The organism is Psychrobacter sp. NPDC078929 (assembly GCF_050267985.1).
GTDB lineage: Bacteria > Pseudomonadota > Gammaproteobacteria > Pseudomonadales > Moraxellaceae > Psychrobacter.
Window position 1 is genome coordinate 265,851 of record NZ_JBNNFX010000002.1, and the last position, 14,025, is coordinate 279,875.

Annotated in this window: 10 protein-coding genes and 2 tRNA genes; 7 read left to right on the forward strand and 5 right to left on the reverse strand. The window is 41.3% G+C overall.

Going from position 1 to position 14,025, the window contains the following annotated elements; all coding sequences use genetic code 11:
- The first annotated feature begins 18 nt into the window (after positions 1 to 18).
- From ACQKCG_RS02315 to ACQKCG_RS02335, 5 genes are all read left to right on the forward strand, one after another.
- Entirely contained in the window at positions 19 to 1,119 is a 1,101-nt protein-coding gene (locus ACQKCG_RS02315; protein WP_201555967.1) for a DNA polymerase III subunit delta, read from the forward strand.
- 281 nt (positions 1,120 to 1,400) lie between these two features.
- Positions 1,401 to 2,720 (forward strand): efflux RND transporter periplasmic adaptor subunit, encoded by a 1,320-nt coding sequence (locus tag ACQKCG_RS02320; protein WP_201555969.1) that lies wholly within the window; start codon positions 1,401 to 1,403, stop codon positions 2,718 to 2,720.
- Between the two features lie 278 nt (positions 2,721 to 2,998).
- Positions 2,999 to 4,948: a MacB family efflux pump subunit gene (locus ACQKCG_RS02325; RefSeq protein ID WP_201555996.1), complete on the forward strand. Its 1,950-nt coding sequence runs from the start codon at positions 2,999 to 3,001 to the stop codon at positions 4,946 to 4,948.
- Between the two features lie 194 nt (positions 4,949 to 5,142).
- Positions 5,143 to 5,218 (forward strand) — tRNA-Lys (locus tag ACQKCG_RS02330).
- A gap of 159 nt (positions 5,219 to 5,377) precedes the next feature.
- Positions 5,378 to 5,453 (forward strand) — tRNA-Lys (locus ACQKCG_RS02335).
- 87 nt (positions 5,454 to 5,540) lie between these two features.
- Here ACQKCG_RS02335 and ACQKCG_RS02340 read toward each other — a convergent pair.
- Complete coding sequence (locus ACQKCG_RS02340; RefSeq protein WP_201555971.1) at positions 5,541 to 6,329, reverse strand: MBL fold metallo-hydrolase; 789 nt, start codon at positions 6,327 to 6,329, stop codon at positions 5,541 to 5,543.
- 404 nt (positions 6,330 to 6,733) lie between these two features.
- On the reverse strand, positions 6,734 to 8,821 hold the full coding sequence (locus tag ACQKCG_RS02345) for a catalase (RefSeq protein WP_201555974.1): 2,088 nt from the start codon (positions 8,819 to 8,821) through the stop codon (positions 6,734 to 6,736).
- A gap of 559 nt (positions 8,822 to 9,380) precedes the next feature.
- Here ACQKCG_RS02345 and ACQKCG_RS02350 point away from each other — a divergent pair.
- A complete protein-coding gene (locus tag ACQKCG_RS02350) occupies positions 9,381 to 10,172 on the forward strand; it encodes a dienelactone hydrolase family protein (RefSeq protein ID WP_201555976.1) in 792 nt (263 codons plus the stop codon).
- A gap of 128 nt (positions 10,173 to 10,300) precedes the next feature.
- Here the strand turns inward: ACQKCG_RS02350 and ACQKCG_RS02355 are convergent, their stop codons facing one another.
- From ACQKCG_RS02355 to ACQKCG_RS02365, 3 genes are all read right to left on the reverse strand, one after another.
- Positions 10,301 to 10,960 carry a DUF938 domain-containing protein gene (locus ACQKCG_RS02355; protein ID WP_201555977.1) on the reverse strand — a complete coding sequence of 220 codons (660 nt, stop codon included), beginning with the start codon at positions 10,958 to 10,960 and terminating at the stop codon, positions 10,301 to 10,303.
- A gap of 97 nt (positions 10,961 to 11,057) precedes the next feature.
- Positions 11,058 to 11,522, reverse strand: a complete 465-nt coding sequence (locus ACQKCG_RS02360; RefSeq protein WP_102092990.1) for a flavodoxin family protein — start codon at positions 11,520 to 11,522, stop codon at positions 11,058 to 11,060.
- A gap of 1 nt (position 11,523) precedes the next feature.
- The gene (locus tag ACQKCG_RS02365) at positions 11,524 to 11,937 is read right to left on the reverse strand and encodes an OsmC family protein (protein ID WP_102092989.1); all 414 of its coding nucleotides are present in this window, start codon (positions 11,935 to 11,937) and stop codon (positions 11,524 to 11,526) included.
- 121 nt (positions 11,938 to 12,058) lie between these two features.
- Here ACQKCG_RS02365 and ACQKCG_RS02370 point away from each other — a divergent pair, with 121 nt between their 5' ends.
- On the forward strand, positions 12,059 to 13,777 hold the full coding sequence (locus tag ACQKCG_RS02370; RefSeq protein ID WP_201555988.1) for a hypothetical protein: 1,719 nt from the start codon (positions 12,059 to 12,061) through the stop codon (positions 13,775 to 13,777).
- Positions 13,778 to 14,025: the final 248 nt, after the last annotated feature.

The window sequence follows — 14,025 nt, forward strand, 5'->3', positions numbered from 1 at the left end:
CCTGTGTAACACCACGCTATGCAAGATACTTTCATAAAAGCCTATCCAAAACTACTGCAGCCTTCCGTTGCGGTAGCGGGCTTGTGGCTGGCGCACGGTGACGAGCCACTACTGAGTCAATGGTTGATAGATGCGCTGCGCCCACACTGGCGCGCGCAGAATTATGCAATCAAACGTATAGAGCTGATTTCTGTCAAGAGTTGGCAAGAAGTACTGTCAGAGCTTGGCAGTCAGTCTTTATTTGATGATGCCAGTGCCTTAATCGTGACGGGAAATCATAAACCTGACAAAGCAGTTATCGCTGAGTTAGAACGTTTTGCGGTCGAGGCACAAGCTGGCACACATGGTCATAGTGTATTGTGGCTCACACCTAAACAAGACAAACGCAGCCAGAGCAGCAAATGGTTTGCTCCTTTTGCGCAATATGGCAATATTATTGATTGCAATTTGTACAATGAGCAGCAGCGCCAACAGCTATTACAAATACAAGCTCAGAAGTTTGGCTTACGATTGTCTCAAGAGGCGTGGCAGCTACTCATGTCACACACTGAGCATCATTTGCTAAGTGCTTATCAAACCCTATGGCGATTGTCTTATCTGTTTGCACCGCAGCTAGTGGCTAATAACAGTACTAGTGAAGATAGTGCTAATGACACAAGTACCGAACAATCTAATAGCTTTTCACAACCTGTGAATAATGTGGCATTGGATATTGCAGACCTACAAGCAGCGTTGGTCAGCGATGCGCAGTTTAGTGTGTTCGATTTGTCTGATGCGATGCTCGCGGGCAATAGTACGCAGGTCGCCAAAATCATGTTTCAGCTAAAGTCGACCGATGAGCCCACTACTTTAGTACTCTGGGCTATTAGCAAAGACATGCGTCAAATTATCCAACTTATGGACGGTCAAGACCCTCAAGCATTAGGCATTTGGCGTAGTAAACAAGGGTTATACCAACAAGCCTGCCGCCGTCAGTCAAAACAACAAACGAGCGAATGGCCTGCCCTGCTTTACCGCTGTGACCAAGCTATCAAAGGACTTGTTCGCCAGCCAGCATGGGAGCTATTATTGCAAGCGGCACTAGAGCTCGCAGGTAAGCGTTTATTTGCTATGCGCTAAGACTGATCCGCTTGTCACCACCTTTTATTGTTTCTACTATTAACAAGTTATCCATCTCTTCTCTTACTGGTTTATACATTTAAACGCTGTAAATCTAGATTTTACTACCCTATCTTGTTCTCCTATAATCTCCGTTTTATTGATTTTTAGTAAGCATTTCTTTTCTGTACCTGTCTCTATTCTTGGCTACCTTAACCTTTCGTAAACTAATTTCCATTCCCTTTTGTAGATGAAGTCTCTACTATATCTACACTTGATTTAATTGTGATTGGATTGTTGTCATGCGCAAAATAAGCAAAAAGTCTGCTATCAAATGGGGTGTCATCACCTTAATTATCGTAGCATTAGGGGCTTTGGCCTATATTTTTTTAAAACCAGAAGAAGCCACACCTAATTATTTAACCGCAACCGTTGAAGTCGGTGATATTGAAAACAATGTCATGGCGTCTGGTAAAGTAAAAGCGTTGAATACCGTCGATGTAGGGGCACAGGTATCTGGTGAAGTAAAACGCCTGTACGTTGAAGTCGGTGACGAAGTAAAACAAGGCGATTTGATTGCACAGATTGATCAAGTGACTCAGAAGAACAGCCTGAGCAATGAACAAGCCAGTCTTGAACAAAGCGAAGCCGCGCTACAAAGTGCGCAAGCAGAATCGTTAAGCAAACAAGCCAGTCTAAAAAGTGCCTATGCCGATCTTGCTAGCCGTCAGTCTGAACTCAAACAAGCACAGTCTGATTTTGCACGCTTGCAAGACTTAGTCGCTATCGATGCTATCTCGCAACAAGAATATGATACGCAGGCGACCAGTGTCGAGACCGCAAAAGCAGCCGTTGCCAATGCACGTGCGGCTATCGACACAGCTAAAGCCGCGATTGCGACCACAGAAGCCAATATCAACAGTCAGCAAGCAGCATTACGCAAATCACGAACCAACGTCAGTACTGCTGAAGAAGATCTAAGCTATACCACGATTCGTGCACCAATATCAGGTACAGTCGTTTCTATTACGACTGAGCAAGGTACTACGGTCAATGCTAACCAAACGGCGCCCACATTGGTGACGTTAGCAGATTTATCGACCGTACGTATCAACGCGCAAATCTCAGAAGCTGATGTCATTAACGTCAGTGCTGGTATGCCTGCTTATTTCAATATTATCGGTAATCCAGACCAACAGTATGATGCGACATTAACCGCTATCGAACCTGCCCCAGAGCAGATCAGTAGCACCAGCTCGACAGACGCTGCTATCTATTACGTCGGCTACGTAGAAGTACCAAACCCTGACCGCTTATTCCGAATCGATATGACGGCACAGATATATATCATCGTCAACGAAGCCAAAAATACTCTATTAGTACCATCAACAGTGATACAAGAAAAGCGAGCTAAAGAAAAAGGCAAATCAACAACGGGCAAGTTTGTACGTGTATTAAAAGAAGACGGAACCGTAGAAGAGCGTACTGTAGAAGTCGGTATTGATAACCGAGTAAATGCGCAAATCTTAAGTGGTTTGAAAGAAGGGGAAGAAGTAATCATCAGTGAAGAGAGCGGTAAGAAATCAGGTAGCGGCCGTATCCCTGGTGGACCTCGAATGTAACTTGCTCTTTGACTATGTTGAATAAAAAAGGGCTTGTTAAACATAGCAGCCCTTTCATAACAACACTATAACGCTTATTAGCCTTTATTAAAGACACTGCTATGACTATATCTCAATCTCCTAAATCGTCGACTGAAGATAGCTCTGAAAGTAGCACGGCTCAAAACTTAGGGTCACACACTTCTGCTAACCCTTCAAACAGCTCAGATAACTTAAATAACTTAAATAATTTGGCAAAAACCAATACCGTTAATCACCCTGCACCAGGCAAGCCTATTATGGAGTTGTCTGGCATTATCAGAGAGTTCCCTGCTGGTGAGCAAACCATTCGCGTCTTGCATGATATCAATCTAACTATCAATCAAGGTGAGATGGTTGCCATCATTGGACAGTCAGGCTCTGGTAAGTCCACCTTGATGAATATCTTAGGTTGTCTAGATCAAGCCACGGCTGGCGATTATAAGATCTATGGCCAATCCGCGCGTAAGCTTGACGCCGATCAGTTGGCTGAGCTGCGCCGTGAGCATTTTGGTTTTATTTTTCAGCGCTATCATTTGCTTGGTGATATCAGTGCCAAAGACAACGTCGCCGTCCCTGCCGTGTATGCGGGCATGGATACCGAGGCACGCACCAATCGTGCTGAGAAGCTACTAACTGACCTCGGCCTTGGCAATAAGGTCAACAATCGTCCCAATCAGCTCTCAGGTGGACAGCAGCAGCGTGTTTCTGTCGCTCGTGCACTGATGAATGGTGGCGATGTTATCTTAGCAGATGAGCCAACTGGTGCCCTAGACAGTAAGTCTGGCGAAGATGTCATGGCGATTTTGCATGACCTCAGCGCACAAGGTCATACCATTATCATGGTCACTCATGATCCAAAACTAGCAGCACAAGCGGAGCGTGTGATTGAGCTCAAAGATGGCCATGTCATCGCTGACTATCAAACTGAGCATTATAAGCACACAGACAAAAAACCAGAATCTATCCTTGGCGAGCATCGAAAAAGTGCCTTTGGTAGTTTTATTGATCGACTGCTTGAAGCTTTCAAAATGTCTTTGCTTGCCATGCGCGCGCATAAGATGCGTACTCTACTAACTATGCTCGGCATTATTATCGGTATTGCCGCAGTCGTATCTATCGTAGGCCTTGGACAAGGCTCTCAGCAGCAAATCCTTGCCAATATCAGCTCGTTAGGTACCAATACCATTACCGTCAATGATGGTTACCCTAGAGGCGACCCTAGACGCCGTTACAACGATGACAACCTGACGCCAGAAGACGCAGAAGCGGTCGGCAATCAGCCCTATATTATCAGTGTCAGCCCTCAGGTAAATGCCAGCTCTAGTGTCCGCTATCGTAATATACAAGAGGATGCTACCGTCAATGGCGTTGGTGAAGACTATCTAAACGTCACTGGTGAGACATTAACATTGGGCCAAGGGTTTGATGCAAAAAGCATTACATTACGTAGTCAAGATATCATCATCGATGACAACGCTAAACAGACCTTTTTCTCAGATATTGATAATCCTGTTGGTGAGGTGATACTGGTTGGTAGTGTACCTGGACGCGTAATTGGCGTCCTCGAAGAGAGCGATGGTGGCTTTGGCCCCAGTGTGACGACACCTACTATCTATATGCCTTATACAACGGTGATGTCGCGTGTCACGGGTAGTACCAATATTGACCGCTTTGTAGCGTTGTTAGATGACAGTATCTCTTCTAGCGCCGCAGAGACAGCCATCTCTGACTTGATAGAGAGTCGCCATGGTAAAGATGACTTTGAGCTGCGCAATTCAGACTCTATTCGTCAAACGATCGAGTCGACGACAGGCACGATGACCCTACTTATTTCATCAGTCGCGGTTATTTCGTTGATCGTCGGCGGTATTGGGGTGATGAACATCATGCTCGTTTCTGTCACCGAACGAACTAATGAGATTGGCGTACGTATGGCAGTGGGCGCGCGTCAGAGCGATATCATGCAGCAGTTCCTTATTGAGGCCGTTTTGGTCTGTATTTTAGGGGGACTGATTGGTATCGGACTAGCATTTGCCATTGGCGAGCTGATTAATAGCGTGGGTGGTGATAATTTCAAAGTTATCTATTCATCAACCTCTATTATTGCTGCTTTTGTTTGTTCGACGTTAATTGGCGTAGTATTTGGATTCTTGCCAGCGCGTAATGCCGCCAAATTAGATCCTGTTGAAGCACTTTCTCGAGACTAATAATCAATTATTGACTCGCTTTAGCCAAAAATAGAGCAGTCAATATCAATATAATGGCAAAAATTTAAAGAAACTGGAATAAATTGGCAATTTTATAAGAGAATTACACTTTTTTTATCATGTGGGGTTGTAATTGTCATAATAATATATATAATGTGCTCTCACGTTTAGGGATACAAACACTTTAAACGTTAGGGCTGTTAGCTCAGTTGGTAGAGCAGTTGACTTTTAATCAATTGGTCCCGCGTTCGAGTCGCGGACAGCCCACCATATTTAGTTTAATCTTTATTAGTCGTTCTACCCTATCCGGTAGTAGACTAATAAAGATAAGTTTAAAAGACATCGTTAAGATGTTTAATTTTAGAAAGTTCTTTAGTTAGAATTTTTTCTTGTAGAGTTAAAAAGCATCGCTTTTTTATATACTCTTCAGGGCTGTTAGCTCAGTTGGTAGAGCAGTTGACTTTTAATCAATTGGTCCCGCGTTCGAGTCGCGGACAGCCCACCATATTTAGAAAGCCCAGTTACTATCTTAGTAACTGGGCTTTTTTTCGTCTGGGCTTTTTAAATGTTGTTTTTTAGCTTTTATCTACCTCTATTTATTATACTTGCGTTTAAACAGTCGAAAGTTATCTCTCTTGCGCCATAGTAGTTTATGTCTGATCGTATCTTTGATGGTACGTGGATGCTTAGGCGCATGAGCGATAAACTCATCAAACTCTGCCTCACTCATCGCCAACTCTCGACCATGTGCCATCATCACCATTGACGGTTGTAATGCTCTTATTTTTTTTAATGATTGAACATAGTCTTTAGGATAATAAACAGGAAATGGTGCTACGAACTTGTGTCGCAACTTAATGATTAAATCAGCGGTGTATACTTCGCGACTGGGTAGATGAAACAATGACAAGTCACGATCCGTATGACCTGGTGTCTCTAGTACTTGCCACTCATCAAAATGTGGCACAAGCTCACCATCTGTGACGGTGATATCTGGTTTTAGGCTTGCCGAGTAATATAGGTTTTTAAGTGGGCGGCCTTGACGTCTGGCCACATAATATCCTAGATGTATATCTACGAAGTGCATCGTGTGCCCGCCAATACCGCTATACCACTGCTTTTTTTTATCAGCTGAGACAATCAGACAGCCAGTCTCTTCTCGAAACTTATTCGCACCGCCTGCATGATCCGGATGCATATGGGTGACCACCACTACTTTTAGGTCGGTGATGGGTCGTTTCAATGTTGTCTTAATATAGTCAAGCACCATCGGCACATCAGCACGGCAGCAGCCATCTAACAGCATTATTTTATCTGGATATACTGCCAGATAGCTACTCTGGATATATCCTTCTAATCGTACAATTTCACATAGACTCATTGGTGTTCCCTACCTCATTCGTCGTTATTATTGTGAGGCTTTTGTTCAGTTTTATAGCCAACCTTTAGTATAGCGCCCGTCACGATAAATAAAACGACTTTGAGTGAACGCTTGTGACTATATACAAAGGCTAGGCGGTATACAGAGACAATGCGACTAATAACGATTAATAACGATTAATAACGATTAATAACGATTAATAACGATTAATAACGATTAATAACGATTAATAACGATTAATAACGATTAATAACGAATGATTAGCACCTATAACATGACTTTTATCTGTGAAAATTCTCACCTTATTAGCAAAAAGCAAAAACCCAGCGCTTAGGCTGGGTTTAAGGAAACACTTAATATCTTATTTGTTATTTTAGATAATTCGTAAATTACCTACTTATTAACTATGCAAGATCACGAACCTTTGGCTCACGTTCCCATAGACGAGACTTAGCATTACTAATAAAGGCATCTAACTCAGCCAATGGCGTCACAAATTCATCTTTTTCAACTGGTAGTTTACTTAGGATAAATTCATCAGTCGCGCCGCAATAGGCGATGGCTTTGCAATGATTGTACGCGTCGTTGAACCAATCTAATGCTGAGCTGTCTTTTGCCAGATTTTTAGCTTGATCAGGCATGATGATACTAACGACGGCATCAAACATCACTGATGGACCACCAGCGAGGCGCTCATCAGCTTGTATGCGTGTACCATCATCCAATACGACTTCTTTATTAGGCGCTACGATTTTGACACTAGCACCCTGCGCTTTAGCAGCATCTTCGAACTTTTTAACTTCACTACTATTAGAACCTTCTGCAACTAAGATACCAATCATACGGCCTTTTAAGCTATCAGGCGTTAGGCCAATCGTTTGTACCGCTTTAGAGGTTCCCAAGTCTTGGACAGGTGCAGCTGCGTCAGCTGGCTCTGGTAGCGCCATACCCAGTGCCGTTGCTACGCGGTTGGCCAAGTCTTCATCGATATGAATCAAATGGCTAAGCATACGCGTACGTACATGGGCTGTGTCTACTTTACCTAGCTCAAACGCATAAGCGGTTGCGATATGTGCTTGCTCAGTTGCTGTCTGACTACGGTAGAACATACGTGGCTGACTATAGTGATCTGCAAAGCTCTCGTCACGTACGCGACCTTTTACGCCATCATCTAGTTGCTCATGGAATGAGTTGAAACCACGTTTAGCGCTTTCACGAGGACGAGTTGGATCTAGGCTTTGTGGCTCATAGAGTACACGTGTCTTAGGCACCTGCATTTGCATATGACCATCTTGCTGATTATTAGCAAACGGGCATTTCGGTGCATTGATAGGAATCTGGGCAAAGTTTGGCGAGCCTAAACGTGATAGCTGAGTATCCAAGTAACTGAATAGACGACCTTGCAATAGTGGGTCATTACTAAAATCAACACCAGGTGGCAAATGCGATGGGCAGAATGCTACCTGCTCAGTCTCTGCAAAGAAATTATCTGGATAACGGTTCAATACCATCTTACCCACGACTTTTACTGGTACCAATTCTTCTGGAATCAGTTTTGTCGCATCGAGATGGTCAAATGGGAACTCATTGGCTTCTTCTTCAGTAAATAACTGTACGCCAAACTCCCACTCAGGATAGTCACCGTTGTTGATTGACTCAAATAAGTCACGACGATGATAATCAGGATCAGCGCCCGAGATTTTCACTGCTTCATCCCACGTGGTTGACTGTACGCCCAATACTGGCTTCCAATGGAAACGTACAAAGGTGCTCTTACCGTCTTTATTGATAAGACGATAACTATGAATACCAAAGCCTTCCATCATGCGTAGGCTACGTGGTAGACCACGGTCACTCATCAGCCAGATTAGGTTGTGCATCGTTTCAGGACTTAGTGAGACAAAATCCCAAAACGTATCATGAGCAGATGCCGCTTGCGGGAAACCACGATCTGGTTCTGGTTTTACCGCATGAATCAAATCTGGAAACTTCATCGCATCTTGGATAAAGAAGATTGGCATGTTGTTACCAACGATGTCCCAGTTACCTTCTTCTGTATACATTTTCACTGCAAAACCGCGCACATCACGTGGCGTATCTTTTGAGCCTTTGTTACCTGCTACTGTTGAGAAACGCGTAAATAGTGGCGTTTGCTTACCTGTTTCGGTCAATATTTTAGCAGTCGTATATTCTTCTAGTGACTCTGTCAGCTCAAAGTAACCGTGTGCCGCGCTACCACGAGCATGGACGATACGCTCAGGAATACGCTCATGGTCAAAATGATTGATTTTTTCACGTAATACAAAATCCTCTAATAGCGTCGGCCCACGTGAGCCTGCTTTTAGAGAGTTTTGATTATCAGCGATAGCCACACCTTGCTGCGTGGTCAATACTTTGGTGTCGTCGCCTGCACGCTGATGGGTTTCACCACCATTGCCACGTTCCGTATTCATGTTTTTGGCGGGGTCCGTATGATCGATATTATTATTCATAAAAAGTCCTAGCTAATAGATTGAGAGTGCTCTTTTAAATCACTAAAAGAGTGCCTACACAGGTTTGATATCCTTTGAGATAGTGGTGACTTCATCTGTCATTTATTTGTCTGTGTTTTCAGCACTGCCGATCGTTAAATTGATACCGCACTAAAATTCGTAAAGGAATAATAGGCTTAGGAGTTATACTACCCAAAAAATAAGTCAAATATAGTTGCGTATATAGTAAACCTTGTTGATATTTAGTTAACGTTTATAGACGCTATAAAGCGACTACTTTAGATAGTCCTAAAGGCGCATAAACGTTAACAATAGAATCTTGTAATGTAGTTATTCTTTAAGGTATGCTTTTTATGAAGTATCAGAGACTATTGATAAATAAATTGGCAGGGTTTTAGCCTTATATTTATCTTCTTTATATCGTTGAATTCAAATGATTTCGATACAAGAAAACCGAGCGCAAGCTATACATTATTATGGTTAGCGAGGATGACGATGTAACGGTTTATATGGATTTGACAATACGACTATTTTTTATATAACTATAAGGCTACCTACCATGTTACCAACTTTAAAATTCCCGACTAAAAAACCTTATCACTCATTGCTAGTAGGCGCGTCAATGGGTCTAATGGCATTAATGTTCAGTCAGACAGCTGCCGCTATCACGACCAAAAACGTGACCTACACGGTCGATGATAAAGCGTACGAAGGCTATTACGCCAAAGCAGATAAGCCAAACGCACCTTTTATCTTATTGATTCATGATTGGGATGGTCTAACTGACTATGAGCGCAAACGTGCTGATATGTTAGCAGCTGAAGGCTACAACGTATTAGCGGCCGATATGTTTGGACAAGGCATTCGCCCCACTTCTATCGAAGAAAACAAACGCCTAACTGGCGAGCTATATGATGATCGTAATAAAATGCGTCGCATATTGGCAGGGGCATTAACGGCAGGACAACTACAAGGCAATGATGTGCGTAAAGGCACGACTATGGGTTATTGTTTCGGCGGTACGGTCGCGTTAGAGTTAGCACGCTCAGGCTTTGAGCAAAAAGCCTTTGTACCCTTCCACGGTGCATTCGATATTCCAACGGGTCAAAGTTATGACAAAACTACAGGAGAAATCCTAGTATTTCACGGCTCTGCTGACCAATCTGTCTCGCTAGAGAGCTTTGCGACTTTGGGCAAGACCTTAGAAGCCGCCAAAATACCTCACGAAATGGTTACCTACAGCGGCGCGCCACATGCTTTTAGCGTATTTGGCAGCGATAGATACGATGCCCGCGCTGATGAGCGCTCTTGGAAACGCTACTTAGACTTTTTAGCAGAAGAATATAAATAATCCAGCAGCACAAGTTGCATAAGTAATAATATAAGCAAACCCAAACAAAAAGACACCTCAACAAGATCTAATAATGATCCATTAAGGTGTCTTTTTATTTATTTAATTTTTGCTAACGCTTTAAAAAATTAGCGCTTATAAAATACCAATAACTGATTATTGGCAGGCATTGTATACGTTCGAGAGAGTTGTAGATAATGAGCATTTGCTAGACTGATAATGTCTTCTTTATCGCGAATGCCGCTGTCAGGATTACCTGCTCTCAACATCGCATCAAATCGCTGATTACCTTCACTGGTATAGTTACCATTCTCGTTAAATGGGCCATATATAATCAACTTACCGTCCACAGGTAACGCATCACCAGCCAATGCAATTAATCGCTTGACCAAAGCCCAGCTAATGATATGCAAAGTATTGGCCGTAAATATCACATCGTAAGGTAAGTTGAACTGGCTATTAACAGGTACGGAATCCGTACTCAAATCAAACGCTAATGGCGAATATAAATTAGGTGCAGGATAGGCATTGTGCCAAGCGATTATATGGCGATGATTACTAGTGACATCGCTAGTTTGCCACTGTATCTCAGGCAGATTAGGCGCAAAGTAAACACTATGCTGCCCCGTTCCAGAGCCAATCTCTAATACATGACTAAAGCCTTGTAGTTCTATTTGAAGTACTTCTAGAATAGGCTGTTTATTATTTTCACACGCTTGAGAAAACGGCAATGCAGAAATATCTACTTTATTATTTGGATTATCACTATCCAGATTATCGTCATGCATCACTATCCTCCCAGACCGTTTGTTATGCTAAGCGTTGATAGCAGTAGATGAACAAGCACTGTCTATATTGCCCTAGTAACTACCAAACAACTGACTACTAGTAAATACCCGCCTCTACCCCAGCAGCCAAGGTCATAGCAAGCTCTTCTACTTGCTCAGCAAAGCTATCTTGCCAATCGCCTTGTAGTATCAGCGCTTCTTGAATCCATGACCAACGTAGCCCCGTTGTAATCGTTTTGAGCGCAAGCTTGGTACCTGTACCATCATGACCTGCGCGTATATATACCGCAAATGGCATGCCTTGCTTCTCTTCTAACACTAGATAGTAGCAACGATCAAAAAAGTCTTTGGTCAGCCCTGCCATATAAGCCAGATTTTCAGTCGTGCCTAACAGCAACGCATCAGCAGCCAATACATCCTCAGGCCGCGTATCCTGCGGTGATTTCAAAATGACAGTAATATCTATATCAGGATGATTCGCACCGTCATAAGCTGCCTGCGCCAATTTCTGAGTATTGGGCGATGGCGTATGAGCGACGATAAGTAAAGTCTTAGTAGACATATTAGGCTTCTGAGCCATTGTTAAATACTAGATTTTGAGTAATGGCAGGATCCAAGCTATTGCCTACTGGACAGGTCAACGCGGTTTTATAAAACCGTTTTAAGGTACTCTCGTCCAATGCTTTCGAAAAATTAACCACAACGTGTATTTCACTCACACGTCTTGGTTTGGCGGCCATGACTTTGGTAACCTCTGCGGTCGTACCTGAGATATCAATATCCATCGCTTCGGCTTTGATACCAATAATCGTTAAGATGCAACTACCCAAACTGGTCGCTAGCAAATCAGTAGGAGAAAACGCTTCGCCCTTACCATGATTGTCCGTTGGCGCATCAGTGATGATTTGATTATTCGACTGTAAGTGAATAGCTTGGGTGCGTAAATTGCCTTGATAGGTTACTTTTGAGGTGGTCATAATTTTGCCTTAGTTTATTAAACTAGCTGCCTGAGCAATAAAGATGCTGTGATAGTTATTTGATAGATGCTAAGATAGCGAGCATTTGTGCAAACATTAGTTCTGTAAAGGAAATTGTAATATGTATGTGTATGAGCTCTCAGAATACCAAGTTTATCAATTAAAATCGATAGACCCAGCATTAGGTGGTAACTGGAAAACCATTCTTATCAGTATTTTGCCGCAGCTCGATATACCCAGTCGTAAAAGTGTGTACGAAAAAATATTATCAAAAAGGAACATTAGCCCAAATTTTACTTATATCATTCCAGATGATTTGAGAAGTTTGTTATCTAAAACAGCAATTCGTCATCGAGAGCTAAAAGCAATTGCTATACAGATGTTGAAATTTATTGAGTCTAAGCCGGATTCATATGATGCTATTGAACTTGCTGATAAAGTAGAGGCGATGATCGATTATCTTAACCGTATTGATATAGGTGATCATATTTTAGACCAAAAAAGTCGTGAAAGTATAAAAAAAGCATTTTTATACGATTTAGCATTTTGGATCGATAATGTAAATCTTATAGTACAACCTGGTATAAGGCACTTAAATACTGATATCGTAAAAACATACTTTAAAGAAGTATTTATTAAGCAAAAGATTCAGGGGCGAGACTTTCGCGCATGGGACTCTACTGACATAGACTTTCAGGAACAAGACAACTTACCCGATATTATAAAAAGAGAGGCAAAGCGTAAAAAGTTCTTTGTCATTGAAAGTGAGCGTTACTGGTTTTTAATAGGTATTGCCGATAAATCAAGACAAAATCCTTATTCTATTAAACGTTTTTTGCATGAAGATGGCGGTAGTAATGATCTATTTGTATATCTGACACACGTTGTCATTAGAAAAGAGCTTATAGATGAAGAAAGTTATATACGACATGTTAAATACTGTACAAGTCGACTATATACTTTGGATGCTGGTGTATCGGACACAATTATCAAATTTATAGCAGAAGCACAACATCTTTGTAAGACACAAATTATACCTCTACTCAAAAAAGAATTGAAAAAAGACGGCGAAGAGACAGAGTATCATATCAGTAAGCGTATGAATGACTATGAGCACCAAATCACAATTTCGATTTTGAATAAATTACCTAATATAATTAATAATGCAGTCACTGATAGTGATGATCGATACTATTTATTTTATTATTTGACTAAAATTTTTAATAAACTTATAGATAATCTCCAAAACTTTCAATTAAGACCTATCGCTACATACTCTTCTAATGTAGAAATTATGATTGCCAGGCTAATTAGCTTCAAATATTTTCTAGATACGATTTATGATTCATTAGAGGATAAAAAATTTGAGATTAAAAATTTCACTAATGCTTCTAAAGAAATAATTGCAATTGTTAAGGAAGCTTTCGATAGTACTGAACAGAACCTGATAAAGTTGAATCAATTAGAAGAAAAATTAAAATTTTATCTTGAAACTAAGGAAAATGGTAGTATTTGGCAAAAAATAAAGGTCGGTTTCCCACCAAATTATACTTTAGAAGATGTGGAACATTCAAAAAATGAAGCGAAAAATGAGTTTTTTCTGTCCATAATAAATTTAGCTAAAAAACATAATGATAATATTGTTTACGTAGAATTTGACTGCAATGAAATCTTAAATGAATACTATCGTCACTATGCCATTGCTAATGAAAAAATGGCAATAGCACGACTACCAAAAGTACTACGATTACCTGAAGATAAGAAAACATTTAATATTCAAAAGACTAATGAAGCAATTCATCACAACGTATTTATATTCGACAAGAAACATGTATCGTGATCTATTGTTTTATATATTTTCTAGACAAATTTTTCGTATAAGAGTCTTATTTGACTATCATAGGGAAAGTTCATGAACTCAATTACTAGTAGTTTTCCCGCACCAATCTACAGACGAAGAAAAGCCCCTTTTGCGTTAGCCAAAGGGGTTAGATATAGTCACTGCACTACAAAAGAGTTATGTTTTGGATGAATATCATAAAACAATTTAGATAAGTCATTTTCCATCCAACCTTGGCGTAAAAACTT